This is a genomic window from Gordonia sp. GONU (genome assembly GCF_024733855.1).
GTDB classification, from domain to species: domain Bacteria; phylum Actinomycetota; class Actinomycetes; order Mycobacteriales; family Mycobacteriaceae; genus Gordonia; species Gordonia amicalis.
Genome location: NZ_JANRHB010000040.1, coordinates 31296 through 48959 on the forward strand (window position 1 = coordinate 31296; position 17664 = coordinate 48959).

Below are 17664 nucleotides of genomic sequence, written 5' to 3' on the forward strand. Positions count from 1 at the left end.
AGATTGCTCAATTGTATATAACTCTATGGATGCTCTGTAGGGGAACGGCGATCGCCTACAGTGTGACCTTCACCGCGTCGCCCTTCACCGCGTGACGCGATCGCATCGCCTTCTTGTCCAGCTTCCCCACCGCGGTGCGCGGCAGGGCGTCGGTCAGATGGATTTCCTTGGGGATCTTGTAACCGGCCAGGAGGGCCCGACCACGGTTGGCGATGTCGGCGGGGTCCGGCGGATTCGCGCTGTCGGCCGGCACGATGAGGGCGACCAGCCGCTCGCCCATCGCCTCGTCGGGAATCCCGAAGCAAGCGACGTCGGCGACCTCGGGCAGGGTGCCGAGCGCCTGCTCGACCTCCGCCGGATAGATGTTGACCCCGCCCGACACCACCATGTCCGACAACCGGTCGGTGATCCAGACGTAACCGTCGGCATCCATGCGACCGATCTCGCCGAGGGTGAACTCGTTGCCGGTACGCACGCCGGAGGTGTAGCTGATCCCGTGCCCCGAGGTGTCGCGGAACCACAGGGGCCCTTCGGTACCGGGTGGTGCGGGGTTGCCCTGCTCGTCGGCGATGTAGGCCTCGAAGGGGGGCACCGCCCGTCCCACCGAGCCGGGGCGGTCGAGCCAGTCCTGTGCGCTGATCATGCAGGTGGTGCCGACCTCGCTGGCACCGTAGCTCTCCCACACGATGTCGCCGAGCCAGTCGATCATGGCCTGCTTCACCGGCGTCGGACACTTCGCGCCGACCTGCAGGACGTAGCGCAGGCTCGACACATCGGCCGTGGCCCGACGCTCCGCGGGGAGCGCGAGGAGTCGCTGGAAGTGCGTGGGCACCATGATCGACGATCCGATCCGGTCCCGTTCGATGGCGGTCAGCGTGGCCTCGGCGTCGAACTTGCCCAGCACGGTCACCGGAACACCGCCGGCGAAGAGGCGCGTGGCGGACAACGGACCCGAGTGGTACAGCGGTCCGACGGCGAGGTGCCGCCCGAATCCGATCATCCGGTTGGTGGCCAGCCCGGCCAGGTGTTCGGTGATGTCGGCGCCGCCGACCCACGAGGTGAACGGCAGCTCAACGCCTTTGGGACGACCGGTGGTCCCGGAGGTGTAGACCAGTGTGCGCCTCGGGGCGACATCGGTGCGTGGCTCCGAGTCGTCGGTGCACCACTCGGCGAAACTCACCACACCGTCGGGAAGATCGCCGGCGGTGACGCCCGGGGCGTCCCAGGCGACGACCGTCGGTACCCCGGCGAGACGTGCCGCCTCGGCCGCGACCTCGGCGGTGGTGGTGTCGCAGAACACCAGCCAGGCCTCGGAATCCTCCAGGATGTACGCGGTCTCGGGTGCGGTCAGATGTGAGTTGACCGCGACCGCCGACGAACCGGAGAGGGTGGCGGCGACGTAGCCGAGCAGGGTCGCGGCCGAGTTGGACGCCAGGATCGCAACGCGCCGCATCGGACCGAGATCCTGTGCGAGAAGGGCGTTCACGGCCGGACGCAACCGATCGTCGGCCTGCTGCCAGGTCAGTTCTTCGACGATGTCGCGCAGCGCCACCTCGGTGGGGCGCTGCGCGGCGATCTGAGCTGCGAAAGTCACTGCGCCACCTGCAGGGGCGACTCGGCTGCCCACTTGCGCAGGAGATCCGCGGCCTGTCGTTCGACGCCGTCGGTCTGTGCGAGCGGGACCTCGCCGGCGAAGACCTCGCCGTTGGTGCCGTCGACGGTGACGACCTGTCCGGCGAGGGCGTCGAGGGTGCCCTGGCCGCAGCCGACGACACACGGCGTGCCGAGTTCGCGACTGACGACCGCGGCGTGGCTCGTGGAGCCGCCGATCTCGGTGATGATCGCGGCGGACACCACCATGCCGGCAACGTCATCGGGGTCGGTGGTCGGCCGCGCCAGGACCACCGGAACACCCTCGTCGGCAAGGTCTTCGGCGGATTCGCAGTCGCCGACAACACGACCGGTGGCCACGCCGGGGCACGCCGGGAGACCGCTGGCGACGAGGGTCGCCGACTTGCGGGCGACCGGATCCACATGCGGCGCGGTCGCGGCGGCGATCTGGGCGTCGGTGACCATCGCGGCGGCCTCGGCCTTGCTGACGATGCCCTCCTCGGCCAGGGTCACCGCGATGCGGACCGCGGCCTGCGGGGACCGCTTGGCCGAACGGGTCTGCAGGATGAACAGTTTGCCGCGCTCCACGGTGAACTCGATGTCCTGGGCGTCGCCGCAGACCTTCTCGAGGTGCGTCGAGATGTCGAGAAGCTCGTCGTGGATGGACGGCAGTTGTTGCCTCAGCTCGTCGAGGTGGAGCGCGTCGAACCGGCCGGAGACGACGTCCTCGCCCTGCCCTCGCGGAAGCCATTCCCCGTAGGGGGCGGGGTCGCCGGTGAGCGGATTGCGGCTGAACAGCACGCCCGTACCGGAATTGTCGTCGAGGTTGCCGAAGACCATGGACTGCACGGTGACCGCGGTCCCGCCGTCGTGGCCGATCCCGTGGTGGTTGCGGTAGGAGCGGGCGCGCGGCGAGTTCCACGACGCGAAGACGGCTTCGGCGGCCAGGACGAGATCCGACCAGGGATCGCCGGTCGACGGTGCGCCGACGACGCGCTCGAACTGCTCGAGGAAGCGGCGGTGGGTGTCGGCGGCGAAGGCGGTGTCGCCGGTGAGCTCGGCGATCCGGGCCTCGACGGTTGCGTTCATGCCGAGATTGAGGACGGTGTCCATCATGCCGGGCATGCTCTTGGCGCCACCGGAGCGGACCGAGATGAGCAGCGGGGTGTCGTCGCAGCCGAGACGCCTCGACGCGGCCTTCTCGAGTTCGTCGAGTCCGGCACGCAGATGCGCTTTGATCGGATCGGTGAGGCGGCCGTCGTTGGCGTTCACCTTGGCGCAGAAGTCGGTGGACAGGACGAACGCGGGCGGCACGGGCAGGCCGAGGGAGCGCATGCGGTTGATGCTGCGCGCCTTGCCGCCGACGAGTGCCGGGTCGAGGTCGGGAGTGTCTCCGAGCCAGATGAAAGTCATGTTGTGCGAACCTTTCTCAGACCGCGCGACCGGCGGCGGCCTCTTCGGCCCGGTTGAGGCCCAGCAGGCCGATCAGCTCTTCGTGGAATTCGAACCAGACGGTGTGGTAACTGTCGGCGATCGGACGGGCGACGAAGCCCGTGTCACCGCCCTGGAGCTGCTCGATCGCATTGGAGAAGCGCTGCGCAAAGGTGGTCAGGCGCGGTGCCTTGTCGGCGATGCGGGCGACCAGGGGCTGGAAGCCGGCGTCGAGTGCGATCAACCGGTCGATGACGCCCTTGTCGTAGGCCTCGTCGGAATGGTCGTTGGGTGAACCGTCGCGGATCTGCCAGTCCGTGATGATCTGCTTGAGGGAGTTGTTGTGGTCGTCGAACTCCTCGTACAGCGCGGTGAGTGCGTCCCGGTCGATGGTGTCGCGCTCGGCGCTGATGAGTTCGGCCAGCGCGGTCTTGCCCTCGGGGGTCAGGCGAACCGACGGTTCGCCCTTCAGGCTTCCTGCGTCGCGGAGGCGTGCGATCACGTCCTGGGCGGTGTCGAGGTCGACGCCGGCCGAGGCGGCGGCGAGTTCGGGTGACAGTCGTCCCTTGAGTCGGGCGGCTTGCAGGATGGCGAGCTCGTGGGCCACGGAATCCCTCTTTCGAATCGGGCGTCGATGATGGCGCGTACACGGGCGCCGACGACGCGTTGTCTAGTTACCGATCATCGAGTTATAGAGTAATTTCAGGAGTCTATCTGAGACGGTGATCACATGTCCACCGGCGGTGCCGTCAGGTCACTACCGGGGCGAGTCGACCTTGCGGTAGCGCATCGGAAGGGTGGCCAGGCCCCGGAGGATGAAGCTCGGCTGGTACTCGACCTCGGGGTCGGGCACGGCCAGTTCCAGGTCGGTGAGCCGGTTGATCAGAGTCTTGACCGCGATGAACGCTTCGCGTCGCGCGATGTTGGCCCCGAGGCAGACGTGCTCGCCGCGACCGAACGCCAGATGCTGGGTGCTCGGGTTCTCCAGGTCGAGCTCGTCGGGGTCGGAGAAGATCTCCTCGTCCCGGTTGGCCGAGGCGTACATCAGGAACACCATCGTGCCCTCGGGGATGTCGACGCCGCCGATGCTGGTGTCGGTGGTGGCGGTGCGGTACAGGCCCTGGGTCGGGGATTCCAGGCGCAGGCACTCTTCGACGAACGGGGTGATGAGATCCTCGTCCTCGCGCAGCGAGGCGAGCAGCTCCGGGTCTTTGAGCAGGTAATAGACCATGCTGGAGATGAGGTTGGTGGTGGTCTCGTTGCCTGCGACCAGGAAGAGCACGAGCATCTGCAGCAGCTCTTCGTCGCCCAGTGGGGTCTCGCCGTCGAGGCGGGCGTCGAGCAGGGTGCCGATCAGGTCGTCCTGCGGCTCCTTGCGACGGCGCTCGATCTCGGCGCCGAAGTAGGTGTAGAACGCGTTGGTCGACTTGAACAGCTCGGTGATGTCCTCGTGGGTCAGGTCCATCGCGCCCACGCCCTTGGTGAACGCGCCGGTCCATTCCTTGAAGGTGTGCATCATGTCGGCCGGGACGCCGAGCAGGCCGGCGATGACGGTCATCGGCAGCGGCAGGGCGAAGTCCTCGACGATGTCGGTCACGCCTTCGTCGGCCATCTTGTCGATCAGGTCGTCGGCGATGGCCTGGAAGTGCGGCTCCATCTCCTTGATCCGGCGCGGGGTGAAGGCGGCTGCGACGAGTGCGCGCTGGCGCTTGTGCTCGGGCGGATCGGAGTTGATCAGGACGGGGTACTCGGCGAGTTCGAGCCGGCGATGGGCTGCGGCGCGGGTCTCCTCGGAATACGATTCATCGGCCTCGACCTGGCGTGCCAGCGGGGTGACCGAGGTCGGGCCCGAGGCCTGCAGGCTCGAGTAGGTCTTCGGATCGCGGAGGACCTCGCGGATGTCCTCGTAGCGGCTGATGATGTAGGCGCCGAGGCGATCGTTCCACATCACCGGTGCTTCCCGGCGCATCTCGGCGTAGACGGGGAAGGGGCATCGTACGAGGTCACGGTCCCGCATGGTGAGCTTCGCGAACTGCTCCTGGGGGTGAACGGGGCAGCCTCCGGCGGTGGTTTCCGGTGCGGTCGTCATGGTGGATTCGCCCTTTCGTGGATTACTCTAGAACTGAACGATCTAGTGATAGAGTATGACCATAGTTGCGACTCGCATCACATGTAAAGGGAAAGGGCGTGCCAAGTGATTCTCTCGCTTGTCAGGCATGGAGAGCCAGTTCGTGAGGCATCCGGGGACGTCGGGATGGATCCCCCGCTGAGTGCGACGGGTGTCGAGCATGCTCGCGGCGTCGGACAGCTGATCACCGCCGACGGCTATGCCGCGGTGTACACGTCGCCGCTACGACGAGCTCGCGAGACGGCGCAGATCGCCGTCGGTCCGGAGGTGTCGGTGAGCGAACGGGATGGACTCAGCGAGTTCGACCGTGGCAGCACCTACCTGCACTACGAGGACGGCGCGGACATCTGGAAGCGCTACCTGGCCGGGGATCTCAGTCCGTGGGGGACGACGCTGGACGAGTTCCGCGCCCGCGTGCTCGACACCATCGAATCGGTGCGCGCCGACCACGACGGCGAGAACGTGGTCGCGGTCTGTCACGGCGGGGTCATCAATGTCTTCGCCGCCTGGATTCTCGGGATCGAGTCCGCGCGGTTCTTCTCGCCTCTCTACGGCTCGGTGAACCGGTTCTGGTACCGGCCCGGTGAAGGGTGGTCGATCCGCGAGCTCAACGCCACACCGTGGTCACCTAACGGGGCCGGCCGGGAGGGGCAGATCTGATGGAACTCATGATGATCCGCCACGCATTGCCGTCGGCGCCTGGCGACAGCGCGAATCCCGGCGATCCCGGACTCGCCGACGAGGGTCGCCGCCAGGCCGAACTGGTTGCCCTCCGGCTGGCCGAGATGGGGCCCTGGGATGGGCTCTACTGCTCACCGCAGGCGAGAGCGCTCGAGACGGCCGCGCCGATCGCGAACCAGCTCGGTCTCGACCTCGTGATCCGCGACGGGCTCGCCGAATTCGACTGGGGCAAGGCAAATTACATCCACTTCGAGGACCTCGCCAAGCCCGGGAACGACGTCATGGCCAAGTTCGCCCGGGAGGACTTCTCGGACTACGGCACGACCGCTGCGGAGATCCGCGCCGATGCGATCGCCGCGGCCGAGGAGATCATCGCCGGACACCCGGGCGGCCGAGTCATCGCGGTCACCCATGCGGCCGTCATCAACGGCTTCGTCGGCGGGTTCCTCGGTGCCCGCAAACTGGTGTTCCACCACCCGAACTACACCGGCATGACCTTGGTGCAGGCAAGTCGACGAGGTCATCGGGAAGTCGTGTGCCTCAATGAATCAGCGCATCTGCGTCTGCTGCAGACCGCAACCGTGAACGGAGAGTGAAAACCATGGGTTCGGAACGAGATTTCGACGTCATCGTCGTCGGTTCGGGTGCGGCGGGTCTGTCCGCCGCCCTGTCGGCGACCGAAGCGGGAGCCTCGGTGCTCGTCGTCGAGTCCGAAGGTGTCGTCGGCGGTTCCTCCCGGCTGGCCGGTGGCGTCGTGATGGCGAGCCGGAGCAAGCTGCAGAAGGCCGCGGGCATCGAGGACGAGGAAGGTGCCCTCTACCGCGAGTACATGTCGATCAACGGCTGGGATCTGTCCGCCGGCCCGGTGCGCGCCTGGGCGTCTTCCCTCGGTGAGACCGTGGACTGGTTGAGCGCCAACGGTGTTCCGTTCTACGAGCAGATGATCTTCGGCGGCGACGAGAGCCGCGCGCGCGGGCACTGCGTCGAGGGTGGCGGGCAGGCTCTCGTGTCCGCGCTCGCCGCGGCCTGCAAGAAGGCCGGTGTCGACATCGCCCTGGGCCGCCGGGTCGAGCGACTCGTCGTCGAGGACGGGACGGTCGTCGGGATCGAGTCCGGCGGGGAGACCCTCACGGCGGGATCGGTGGTCCTGGCCACCGGCGGGTTCGGTGCGAATCCGGCTCTGCTGGAACAGTTCTACCCGTCGTCGTATGTCGAGGACGAGACGTTCTACATCGGCGCCGACGGTGCTCGCGGCGACCACGTGGAGTTCGCCGAGCAGCTCGGAGCGCAGCTGACCGGTGTCGACCGCGGCCTGCGGATGCTCAATCCCGGTGTCGACAAGGTCCACGAGGCATTCCTGCCGGGCTGGACGATTCTCGTCGACCGCAACGGCCACCGGTTCACCGACGAGACGGCGCCGTACGGCATCCTCGACGCCCTCATGCGCAACCGGGGCAATGTCGGCTTCGTCATCTTCGATGATGCATGTGTGCGTCCGCCGGCGGACAAGGCCGACCGCTACCGCGACGCCTACAAGCAGGTGTGGCCCAACCACGCGCCGTTCCGTCCCAAGCACTACACGGCCGAGGTGATGGAGCTGTTCGCCGATCACGAGCGGGTCCACATCGCGAACACCGTCGAAGAGCTCGCCGACGCGATCGGGCTGCCGCGTGCCGAGCTGGCCGGTGAGATCGACCGCTACAACGGGCTGGTCGCCGCCGGCGCCGACACCGACTACAACAAGCCGGCCAAGTTCCTCAACCCGTTGAGCACCGGCCCCTTCTACGCCGTCGAGGTGCGGCCGACCGCGGTGGCCCACACCGGTTACGGGCTCAAGATCGACGAGTCGGGTGCGGTCGTCTCCCGCAATGGTCATGCGATCGACGGCCTGTTCGCGGCCGGCGAGTGCACCGGCGGAATCTCCGGACGCGTCTACATGGGGTCGGGGAGTTCACTGTCGAGTGCGGCCGGCTTCGGCCGCATCTCCGGTGCGGCCGCGGCCAAGCGGGCGGCGCGCACGGCTGTCACGGTCTGACCGCGGCGAACCGGAACATTCACTCATCTACCGAAGAATCAGAAGAAGGAGGAGGGTCACATGTCGGCATCGACCGATCTGACGGCCGGACTCGGCAGCGACGAACTCGCGGCGATGTACCACCTCATGCTCGTGACCACCCTGGCCGATCAGCGATCCGCGAAGGAGGCCAAGGCGGGGCGTCTCGCCGCGGCGTTCTACCCGGTCCGCGGCATGGAGGCGGTCTGTGCGGCGCTCGGTGCCGTCCTGGACAAAGAGGATCGGATGGTGTCGACCTACCGGAACCTCGGAGATGCGCTCGCCAAGGGCGCCTCCCTCCGGTCGATCATGGCCGAGTTGTACGGGCGTGCCAACGGGATGTCCAAGGGCAAGGGTGGCCCGATGCACCTGCAGGATCAGGAAGTCGGGTTCACCGCGACCACCGGAATCGTCGGCGAGAGTCTGCCGCTGGCCGTCGGCCTCGCCATGGCGACGCAGCTCGACGGTGGCGGTCGCGCCACGGTCGCGACCTTCGGCGACGGTGCTACCTCGATCGGCAGCTACCACGAGTCGATGAACTTCGCGTCGCTGTGGAAGCTGCCGGTGGTGTTCGTGTGCCAGAACAACCAGTGGGGCGAGCACACCGCCATCGCCGACTACGCACCGGACACCGAGCTGGCCAAACGCGCTGCGTCCTATGCGATGCCGACCGAACGCGTCGACGGTTTCGATCCCATCGCGAGCACGCGGGCACTTCGCGTGGCGGTGGATCGCGCGCGGCGCGGCGAGGGGCCCTCGTTCATCGAATTCGTCCACTACCGGCTGACCGGACACACCGGAACCGCCGACTTCAGCTACGTCCCCAAGGACGAACTGGCGGCGGCGATGGAGCGCGACCCTGCGCCGAACTTCCGTGAGTGGCTCAAGGACAACGGGTTCTTCGACGACGCCGCGTTGACGGCCATCGAGAAGCGGGCCGAGGAGTACGTCGAGGACGCCTTCGCCTTTGCCGAGTCCAGCCCCTTCCCCGATGCGGACGATCTCGAGACCGACGTGTTCGCCGATGACGAGTTCGTGAGGAGTCTGAACCGATGAGCGAGAAGAAGACGATGACGATGGCCGCGGCCATCAACGCGGGCTTCCACGAGGCCATGGCGGCCGATCCGAAGATCGTGGTGCTCGGCGAGGACATCGAGGATCCCATCGGTGGACCCTTCAAGACCAGTAAGGGGCTGTCCACGGCGTTCGGTCGTGATCGGGTGCGGTCGACGCCGATCGCCGAGGGCACCTTCGCCGGCACGGCGGTGGGTCTGGCGCTCGGCGGCTACCGGCCGGTGGCCGAGATCATGTTCTTCGATTTCATCACCCTCGCACTGGACCAGGTGATCAATCACGCCGCGAAGCTCCGCTACATGACCGGCGGCGCGACCCCGACACCGATCCTCGTCACCACCGTGATCGGCAGCAGCCACTTCGGTGCACAGCACGCCCAGTCGCTGGAGGCGTGGTTCATGCACACGCCGGGCATCAACGTGGTGATGCCGTCGAATCCGGTGGACGCCAAGGGTTTGCTGCAGTCGTGCCTGGAATCGCCCGACCCCTGTCTGTTCATCCAGCATTCCGGTCTCCTGTACTCGACCAAGGAGCCGGTGGAGGAGGGGCGCTACACGGTTCCGCTGGGCAAGGCGGCGACGTTGCGGACCGGTACCGACATCACCCTGGTCACCTACGGGACCGGTGTGTCGATCTGTACGGACGCCGCGAAGGCGTTGTCGGAGAGCGGTGTCGAGGCCGAGGTGATCGATCTTCGCAGTCTGGTGCCCCTGGATCTGCCCACCGTGATGGAGTCGGTGGAGCGCACGCGACGCTGCGTGATCGTCCATGAGGCGACGGAGTTCTGCGGACCGGGCGCGGAGATCAGTTCACGAATCCACGAGAACCTGTTCAACGAGCTGCTCGCACCGGTCGGCCGTGTCGGCGCGATGTACACGCCGGTGCCGTTCTCCAAGGCGCTCAACGGGTTCCCGACGGTGGACCGGGTCGTGGCGAAGGTGCGCGAGCTGATCTGACGGCCGTCGGCCGCCGAACGACCGCGGACAGGCGAGAACAAGGGTCGGCACACTTCTCGAAGTGTGCCGACCCGTTGTCGTCCGACAGGGGGAGTGACTCAGAGGGTCCCGCCGCGCTGGACGAATTCGATGACGTTGCCGTCGGGATCGGCGCCGAACGCGATCCAGGCGCCCGGACGCACCTCGACGGGCTCCTCGAGCACGGATGCGGTGGCCGACGCGCGGCACGCGGCGAGTGCGTCGGCGATCTTCTCGACCGACACGGTGATGTAGCGGATGCCGGTGCCGGCGCCGATACCGCCGGTCGCGGCTGTCTCCGTGGGCTTCTCGTCATATACGAGAACTTTGAGGACCACGTCGCCCACTTCGAAGCGGATGATCGTGAAGCCGGGCATCGCGATGTCGTCGAGGCGGGGCAACCCGAGGAGTTCGCCGTAGAACTCGATCATCGGGCCCGGGTCCGTGGTCACGATCCCGACGTCGATGGTGGGTTTGGTGAGGACGATGGTCATGAGTTCTCCGTTTCGTGGGAATCCGTCAGATCTAAGGTACTCTAGTGACAAATAATCTAGAGATGAACGAAACCGTTCTGGGTGATTTTCGCGAAAGGGTATCGACGTGGACCTCAATCTGACCGGCAAGCGCGCAGTCATCACCGGCGCGAGCAGGGGTATCGGCCTGCGGATCGCCGAGACGCTCGTCGACGAGGGTGTGCGAGTGGTGATCGGCGCACGTGACGTCGCCCGACTCGACGCCGCCGCGGAGGCGCTGCGCGAGCGCGGCGGCGAGGTCCATCCCATCGCCGTCGATGTGTCGCGACCCGAGTCCGCCCGCGAGTTCGTCGCCTCGGCGACCGCTGCGCTCGGCGGGCTCGACATCCTCGTCTCGAACGCGTCGCCGGGCAGCGTCAAGGGTGACGACGCCTGGGTGACCAGTGCGCGTGGTGACCTCCAGGCGTTCGCGATCCTGGCCGAGGCGGCACGCGGGGAACTGGCCGCGTCCGGCTCGGGTGCCGTGGTGGCGATCAGCTCCACCAGTGCCCTCGACGTGGACTTCCCCTCCGGCCCCAATTCCTTCGGCGCGATCAAGGCGGCCGTGCTGCATCACGCCTCGGCGCTCGCGCGGGCCTGGGCCGGCGACGGAATCCGGGTGAACACCGTGTCCCCGGGACCGATCGAGTTCCCCGACGGCGCATGGGATTACGTCCGGCGGTCGCGTCCGGAGGTGTACGAGAACCTCAAGACCAGGATTCCGCTCGGGCGTCTGGGATCGGTCGATGACATCGCCGACGCGGTCGCCTTCCTGGTGAGTGCGCGTGCCGGTTTCATCACCGGCGGCAACGTGGTTGTCGACGGCGGGATGTTGTCCCGGATTCAGCACTGAGTCCGGACGCAAACCTATACTCTATGAGTAGACTATTCAGTAATCGATCTTGAATGAGTTTGGAGGACCAGATGGGTGAGCGGCTGGACGTCGGCGATCGTCTGTTGACGTACAAGGACGTGCTCGATCTCGACACCCGCGAGGTGCCGAAACACATCCGGGAAGAGCGCCGCGGTGAGTTCGACTTCACCGAGGCCTCCATCGAGCGGTACATCAGCCGTGACTGGCATCTCCGGGAGAAGGAGCTGGTGTGGAAGCGCACCTGGCACTTCGCCTGCCGTGAGGAGAACCTGCCGGACGTGGGTGACCATGTGGTCTACTCGATCGCCGACATGTCCTACCTCATCGTGCGCTCGGCACCCGACGAGATCCGCGCGTACCCGAACTCGTGCCTTCACCGCGGTCGCCAGCTCAAGGACCACGACGGCTGGTGTGCGGAAATCCGTTGCGCCTTCCACGGATTGGCGTGGAACCTCGACGGTTCGTTCAAACAGAATCCGGCGCCGTGGGAATTCCCCCACGTCGACGAGTCGACGTTCAGCCTGCCGACGGTCAGCGTCGGCACCTGGGGCGGGTTCGTCTTCATCAATCCCGACCCGGATGCGGCGCCCCTCGAGGACTATCTCGGCGAGCTGCCGGAGCACTTCGCCAAGTGGGGTCACGAGGACCGCTACATCGAGGCTCATGTGTCAAAGATCCTGCGCTGCAACTGGAAAGTGGCGCAGGAGGCCTACATGGAATGCTGGCACGCCGCTGCTACGCACCCGCAGACCGTTCCCTATGCGGCGTTCGGGGTCTGTCAGGTCGACTGCTATGACAACTTCTCCCGCTTCATCACCCCGTCGGAGGTGGTCGGACCGATGATGAAGGGCGATCCCACCACCGAGGAGATGTTGCGCGCGACGATGGATGTCCGCATCGACGAGAAGCTTCCGGTCACGCCGGCCGAGGGCCAGACCGCGCGCGAGTTCGTCGTGGCGTCCACGCGGGAGAAGTGGCGCGGGTTCCTCGGCGAGGCGATCGAGGAATGGGCCGACTGCGAACTCGTCGACAACTTCACCTACACGATCTTCCCCAACATGATGCCCTGGGGCGGAGTGCACAAGCTGTGCTACCGCTTCCGGCCCAACGGCGACGACCACCGTACCTGCATCATGGACGTCTTCCTGATCAGCCCGTTCACCGGGGAACGGCCGGCGCCGTCGCCCGAGGTGCGCCTGGACGCCGACACCCCGTTCAGCACGCGGTCAGAACTGGGCATCGTGGGCAACATCCTGGATCAGGACGTCTTCAACATGGAGAAGGTGCAGTACGGCCTCGAGACCACGGTGAAGCCGACGGTCACCTTCGCCACCTACCAGGAGGACAACATCCGCTGGATGCACCAGCTGATGGACCGGTACATGGCCGCCGGCGACAAGGTGAACGACGAGAAGGCAGGGGAGAAGTAACGATGCACGGGCTTCGACATCCGTTCAGCGGCGCGCTCTACGAGCCGGAGGAGAACGAGTTGGTGCGCGTCACCACCAAAGCCGGGAAGGTCGGGATCTACACCAAGGACGGGCGGCGGGTCTCCGGCGACAAGATCGACGTCGACCCGCAGATGACGGGGTGGATCGCCTCCAAGCGCGGCGTCCACCGCATGGTCAACACAGCGTCGCACTGACCCGATGACAGCTCCGCTACGTGTGCTCGCGGTGACCCGCGGCCACAATTTCGAGCGCAATGCGTTCACTGCGATGCTCGACGCGCTTCCCGGCGTCGAGGTCAGCCAGGTGGAACAACCCGCGGCACAGACCTTCTTCCGGGCGGAGAACGCCTCGGAATGGGACGCGTTCCTGATGTACGACATGCCTGGCTACACCTTTCATCGCGACCACTCACCGGTCGATCTCCACGAGCCGCCGTCGCGGTTCCGCGAGGACTTCGAGGGGCTGGTCGCCGCCGGGCACGGATTCGTGTTCCTCCACCACGCTCTGGCGTCGTGGCCCACCTGGCCGGAGTACTCGGCGTTGATCGGTGGCCGATTCCGGTTCGTACCCGGTGGCGGACAACCGGATTCGGGATACCGGCACGAGGTCGACCAGCGGATCAGGGTCCTCGATCGGAGTCATCCGATCACCGCTGGTGTCGACGCGGAGTTCGCCCTGCGTGACGAGACGTACCTGTGCGCGGTCGACGAGGGCGTGCATCCGTTGCTGGCGACCGACGTTCCGCTCGACACCAGCACGCACTACTCGACCTACAACGCCGTCCAGGGGCGGCGCGACACCAACGACGGCTGGAGTCACGAACCCGGCAGTGGCGTCGTGGGGTGGGTGAAGCCGCACGACACCAGCCGGATCGCGTATCTGCAGTTCGGTGACGGACCGTCCGCATACGGCAACGAGAATTTCCGCCGACTAGTGACCAACGCCCTCACCTGGGCGGCCGGCGCATCCCCGGAGGCTTCCGCATGACAGCTCAGATCCCCTATCACTCAGGAATTCTCGTCGACGACATCGGCGCGGCGGCGGCCCGGTTCACCGCCGAGATCGGCTATGAGTTCAACGAACCGACGTCGATCACGGTGCCGCGCTTCGAAGACCGGCTCGCGGGTACCGAAGGCGAGGTCACGCTGAGCGCGGTCTACAGCCGGTCCGGCCCGCATCGCCTGGAACTGATCGCCGCCCAGGGCGACGGAATCTACTCGCCGGCTCGCGCCGGCCTCCATCACCTGGGCATCTGGGAATCGGCGATGCCGGCGCGACTGGCCGACCTCGAGGCGGCGCCGGACACGGTCGTGGAAGCGGTGTTGTGGCGCAAGGACGGTGGGATATCGGCGATCTACGCCCGGTCGACGTCCACCGGGACCCGACTCGAATATGTCAACGACGACCGACGTGAGGCCCTCGAGCGCTGGTTCGACACCGGCGTCTTCTCCTGAGGCGCACCACGTCCGGTGAATCGACGACGGCGGCCTGCTCCTCGAGGGAGCGGGCCGCCGTCGTCGGTTGAGGTGCGCCTCAGCCCAGTTCTCGCGCCAGGGCCACGGCCTCGTCCCAGGAAGCGCTGCCGGTCAACAGCTTCCGGAACTTCTGGGTCGCCGCGGGTCGGCCGACGGTGAGGGCTCCGCGCAACTGGGAGTCCTTGCGGTACAACGCGACGAAGCTCTCGCCTTCGACATCGCCGACCAGCAGCTCCTCGTCGGCGTCGGTCTGGCCCACCACCTGGATCTTCACGCCGTACCACTCGGTCCACACATAGGGGATGGAGCTGAACGCGCTCGCGCCGGCGGGATCGAGCGCCGTGATCGCGGCATGCTTGCCCTGCTCGGCTGCGTTGGTGCGATGTTCGACCCGGCGTCGGATGCCCCATCGTGGGTCCACCCAGCTCGCGACGTCACCGGCCGCACTGATGCCGTCCCCGGCGGACAGGTCGGGTTCGCAGACGACGCCGTTGTCGACCGGAACCCCGGAACCCGCGAGCCATTCGGTGTTGGGGACGGTTCCGATGGCCACGACCAGTGAGCCCGCCGAGATCTTCTCGTCGCCGATCCCGGCCTCGATGTGGTCGTCGAAGGCGGAGACCGAATCGAGGGTCTGGCCGCACCGCAGGGTGACGCCGCGGCGGCGATGCAGATCCATCAGCGCGGCACCGGCCTGGATGCCGACCACATGCGACAGTGGGTGTCGCGCTGCTTCGACGATGGTCACCGATCTCCCGGAAGCCACGGCGGCACTGGCGACTTCGGAGCCGATAAAGCCTGCGCCCACGATGAGCACGGGCTGCTCCTCGGTGAGTGACTCCCGCAGGGCGTTGGCCGAGTCCAGCGTGCGGATGGCGTGGATGCGGGGATGGGTGACGTCGACGCCGTCGAGGAGCCGCGGCCGCACGCCGGTGGCGATCACCAGTGCGTCGTAGGGCAGGACGTCACCGGAATCGAGAGTGAGTTTGCGCGAGTCGGTGTCCAGGGACGTGGCTGTCCGCCCGAGCCGGAGTTCGACGTCGAGTTCGGCGAGGGCGTCGGCGGTCTTGAGCGGTTTGGACTGCTGGGGACCGTCGGGCTTCAGATGTTCTTTGGTCAGCGGCGGGCGATCGTAGGGGAGTTCGGGCTCGGCTCCGACCATCGTGATCGCGCCGGTGAACCCGGACTTGCGCGCGGCCTCGACCGCGCGCAGTCCCGCGAGGGATGCGCCGACGACGACCAGGCGAGCATCTGCGGCCGACCCCGGTTCGAGGCTCATGCGATCTCGATCGCTTCGGTCGGGCACTCCTCCATGGCTTCCTTCACGGCCGCCTCGAGTTCGGCCGGGATCTCTTCGAGCAGGACCTGCGCCACTCCGTCGTCGCTCACGGCGAAGACGTCGGGGGCGGTGGCCTCGCAGATTCCACAACCCTGGCAATTGTCGTTGACCGTTACCTTCATGGGATGCAGGCCCTTTCGCAGTCGTTTCCGCCACAGCCGGGGTGGCCGAGCGATATATTGTTTATGGCTAGACAATGTACCACTAGACAACCTAGTGTGGCACAGGTCATAGAGACATTGCTTTCACGAAAGGCGTCGCAATGGTCGACATCACTCAACCCTTCGTCATCGACACACCGTTGAGTACGCGCTTCCCCATCTACACGCGTGCCAACACCGGTGAGGTCGCCGGCGGGACCACGAGTCCGCTCATGTGGTCCTACGGTGGCGGTATGGGCAACGAACGCCAGTGGCGCAAGGCCCTGGCCGAGTTCGGCGCATTCGACGAGGACGAGTTCCGCGAGGACTACATCGACATCCAGGGCATGGTGCACGGGTACATCTACCTGAACCTCTCGCAGTCGCGGGTGTTCGGTGTGCGGATGCCCGGTGCAACACCGGACCTCATGGACCGCACCTACCTGGGCGACGTCACCGCGCCTCCCTACGTTCCGCATCCCGACGATGCGAAACCCGAATACACCGAACGGATTCTGGCCTCCGTGCAGCGGGTCCTGACCGAAACCCACCGCAACGACATCGAGATCGAGGACCGTGAGTCCTCGGCGGCGCTGCGCGCGGCCCGCCCGGATCTGTCGTCGATGAGCGATCGTGAGCTCCTCGAGTACGGCAAGAAGCTCATGGCCGACCGCTACCCGCACTACCTGCGCAAGCACCTGAAGATGGTGTACGAGTCCTCGGTGGTGACCGGAGCGCTCGACGAACTGGCGAACAAGCTGGGCGATCCCACGCTCACCATCCGCCTCACCGGTGGTCAGGGGAATGTGGCCTCGGCGGCGCCGAGCCAGGCGATGTGGGACCTCTCGCGTCAGGTGATCGCGAGTCCGGCACTGACCGCTGAGTTCGACGGCGGTGTCGAGGGCCTCGAGGACCGTCTGCGGGCGTCCGGTGACGCCGACGTCGTGGCCTTCGTGGAGAAGTTCGACGAGTTCCTCTACGAGTACGGTTCACGCTCGACCGACGAGTGGGCTCCGATGCCCAAGACCTGGGAGACCCATCGCACCATCCCGCTCGGCATGATCGATCGTCTGCGGCTGCAGGACGAGTCCAAGAACCCGCGGCTGCAGTCGCAGCGCGTGCGTCGCGACCGCGACGAGGTCACCGCGGCCATCCGGGAGAAGCTGGCCGGTGACCCCGAGGCGCTCGCCGGCTTCGATGCCGTGCTCGCCACGGTGGACGTGTACATGCCTGCCCGCGAGCAGTCCAAGACCAACACCATCCGCGTGCTCCAGGAATGCCGGATGCCGTTGTTCGAACTCGGCCGCCGGTTCGTCGAACGTGGAACCCTCAGCCGGCCGGACGATCTCACGATGCTGAAGATCGACGAGCTGGACAAGTTCATCGACGACCCGACGCCGTTTGTCGCCACCATCGACGAGCGTCGTGAATGGTCCGAGCAGCTCTCCGAGCTCGAACCGCCCTTCATTATCGACGGGGAGATCCCGCCGGTGACCACGTGGCCCAAGAAGAAGGCTCCCGCGGTGAACGTCGCCACCACCGGCGATGTCCTGACCGGGATCGGTGCCTGCCCGGGCACGGCCGAGGGTATCGCCAGGGTCATCTTCGATCCCGAGGATGCGCCCGACCTCGAGCCCGGCGAGATCCTCGTGGCCCCGGTGACCGATCCGGGCTGGACCCCGATCTTCACTTCCGCCGAGGCGGTCGTGGTGAACGTGGGATCGCCGCTGAGTCACGCGGCCATCGTGAGCCGTGAGCTCGGGATGCCCTGCGTGCTCGCGGTGAAGGATGCGACCAAGCGAATCGTCAACGGCACCAAGATCGCCGTCGACGGAACCAACGGGACCGTCACGATCCTGTAGCAGGAGTGAAGCCCACATCGAGGCGGTCCGGCGATGGGCACCCCACGCCCGACCCCATC

18 protein-coding genes are annotated in these 17664 nt (G+C 66.6%); 11 read left to right on the plus strand and 7 right to left on the minus strand.

The features are described 5' to 3' along the window. Nucleotides 1–55 precede the first annotated feature (55 nt). The 4 genes from NWF34_RS22695 to NWF34_RS22710 all read right to left on the minus strand — a co-directional run bounded on the left by NWF34_RS22695 (nt 56) and on the right by NWF34_RS22710 (nt 5131). Nucleotides 56–1594 carry an AMP-binding protein gene (locus NWF34_RS22695; protein ID WP_258326140.1) on the minus strand — a complete coding sequence of 513 codons (1539 nt, stop codon included), beginning with the start codon at nt 1592–1594 and terminating at the stop codon, nt 56–58. Next, the gene (locus NWF34_RS22700; RefSeq protein ID WP_258326141.1) at nt 1591–3024 is read right to left on the minus strand and encodes a pyruvate, phosphate dikinase; all 1434 of its coding nucleotides are present in this window, start codon (nt 3022–3024) and stop codon (nt 1591–1593) included. Before NWF34_RS22700 ends, NWF34_RS22695 begins: the two co-directional genes overlap by 4 nt. Nucleotides 3025–3040: 16 nt before the next feature. After that, nucleotides 3041–3649 (minus strand): hypothetical protein, encoded by a 609-nt coding sequence (locus NWF34_RS22705; RefSeq protein ID WP_024498642.1) that lies wholly within the window; start codon nt 3647–3649, stop codon nt 3041–3043. Between the two features lie 150 nt (nt 3650–3799). Then, the gene (locus NWF34_RS22710; protein WP_258326142.1) at nt 3800–5131 is read right to left on the minus strand and encodes a cytochrome P450; all 1332 of its coding nucleotides are present in this window, start codon (nt 5129–5131) and stop codon (nt 3800–3802) included. A gap of 105 nt (nt 5132–5236) precedes the next feature. On the opposite strand from NWF34_RS22710, the gene NWF34_RS22715 reads away from it, so the two are divergent. The 5 genes from NWF34_RS22715 to NWF34_RS22735 are packed head-to-tail and all read left to right on the plus strand — an operon-like array spanning nt 5237 to nt 9934. Further along, nucleotides 5237–5830: a histidine phosphatase family protein gene (locus tag NWF34_RS22715; RefSeq protein WP_258326143.1), complete on the plus strand. Its 594-nt coding sequence runs from the start codon at nt 5237–5239 to the stop codon at nt 5828–5830. Further along, entirely contained in the window at nt 5830–6447 is a 618-nt protein-coding gene (locus tag NWF34_RS22720) for a histidine phosphatase family protein (RefSeq protein WP_258326144.1), read from the plus strand. The genes NWF34_RS22715 and NWF34_RS22720 overlap by 1 nt, the downstream gene beginning before the upstream one ends. Nucleotides 6448–6452: 5 nt before the next feature. After that, a complete protein-coding gene (locus NWF34_RS22725; RefSeq protein ID WP_258326145.1) occupies nt 6453–7886 on the plus strand; it encodes an FAD-dependent oxidoreductase in 1434 nt (477 codons plus the stop codon). A gap of 60 nt (nt 7887–7946) precedes the next feature. Next, nucleotides 7947–8960: a thiamine pyrophosphate-dependent dehydrogenase E1 component subunit alpha gene (locus NWF34_RS22730; protein ID WP_258326146.1), complete on the plus strand. Its 1014-nt coding sequence runs from the start codon at nt 7947–7949 to the stop codon at nt 8958–8960. Further along, complete coding sequence (locus NWF34_RS22735; RefSeq protein ID WP_024498648.1) at nt 8957–9934, plus strand: alpha-ketoacid dehydrogenase subunit beta; 978 nt, start codon at nt 8957–8959, stop codon at nt 9932–9934. The genes NWF34_RS22730 and NWF34_RS22735 overlap by 4 nt, the downstream gene beginning before the upstream one ends. A gap of 98 nt (nt 9935–10032) precedes the next feature. Here the strand turns inward: NWF34_RS22735 and NWF34_RS22740 are convergent, their stop codons facing one another. After that, nucleotides 10033–10446 (minus strand): VOC family protein, encoded by a 414-nt coding sequence (locus NWF34_RS22740; RefSeq protein WP_258326147.1) that lies wholly within the window; start codon nt 10444–10446, stop codon nt 10033–10035. Nucleotides 10447–10552: 106 nt separating this feature from the next. Between NWF34_RS22740 and NWF34_RS22745 the strand changes: the two genes are divergently transcribed. The 5 genes from NWF34_RS22745 to NWF34_RS22765 are packed head-to-tail and all read left to right on the plus strand — an operon-like array spanning nt 10553 to nt 14243. Continuing rightward, entirely contained in the window at nt 10553–11317 is a 765-nt protein-coding gene (locus tag NWF34_RS22745; RefSeq protein ID WP_258326148.1) for an SDR family NAD(P)-dependent oxidoreductase, read from the plus strand. Nucleotides 11318–11370: 53 nt separating this feature from the next. Next, the gene (locus NWF34_RS22750) at nt 11371–12768 is read left to right on the plus strand and encodes an aromatic ring-hydroxylating dioxygenase subunit alpha (RefSeq protein ID WP_258326149.1); all 1398 of its coding nucleotides are present in this window, start codon (nt 11371–11373) and stop codon (nt 12766–12768) included. A 2-nt stretch (nt 12769–12770) separates the two neighbouring features. Continuing rightward, nucleotides 12771–12983 carry a hypothetical protein gene (locus tag NWF34_RS22755; protein ID WP_258326150.1) on the plus strand — a complete coding sequence of 71 codons (213 nt, stop codon included), beginning with the start codon at nt 12771–12773 and terminating at the stop codon, nt 12981–12983. 4 nt (nt 12984–12987) lie between these two features. After that, nucleotides 12988–13776, plus strand: a complete 789-nt coding sequence (locus tag NWF34_RS22760; protein ID WP_258326151.1) for a ThuA domain-containing protein — start codon at nt 12988–12990, stop codon at nt 13774–13776. Further along, a complete protein-coding gene (locus NWF34_RS22765) occupies nt 13773–14243 on the plus strand; it encodes a VOC family protein (RefSeq protein ID WP_258326152.1) in 471 nt (156 codons plus the stop codon). The genes NWF34_RS22760 and NWF34_RS22765 overlap by 4 nt, the downstream gene beginning before the upstream one ends. Before the next feature lie 79 nt (nt 14244–14322). Here NWF34_RS22765 and NWF34_RS22770 read toward each other — a convergent pair whose 3' ends face one another. Both NWF34_RS22770 and NWF34_RS22775 read right to left on the minus strand, forming a co-directional pair. After that, entirely contained in the window at nt 14323–15543 is a 1221-nt protein-coding gene (locus tag NWF34_RS22770) for an NAD(P)/FAD-dependent oxidoreductase (protein ID WP_258326153.1), read from the minus strand. Beyond that, nucleotides 15540–15725: a ferredoxin gene (locus NWF34_RS22775; RefSeq protein WP_258326154.1), complete on the minus strand. Its 186-nt coding sequence runs from the start codon at nt 15723–15725 to the stop codon at nt 15540–15542. Before NWF34_RS22775 ends, NWF34_RS22770 begins: the two co-directional genes overlap by 4 nt. A gap of 140 nt (nt 15726–15865) precedes the next feature. Here NWF34_RS22775 and NWF34_RS22780 point away from each other — a divergent pair, with 140 nt between their 5' ends. After that, the gene (locus NWF34_RS22780) at nt 15866–17605 is read left to right on the plus strand and encodes a PEP-utilizing enzyme (protein ID WP_258326155.1); all 1740 of its coding nucleotides are present in this window, start codon (nt 15866–15868) and stop codon (nt 17603–17605) included. Nucleotides 17606–17664: the final 59 nt, after the last annotated feature.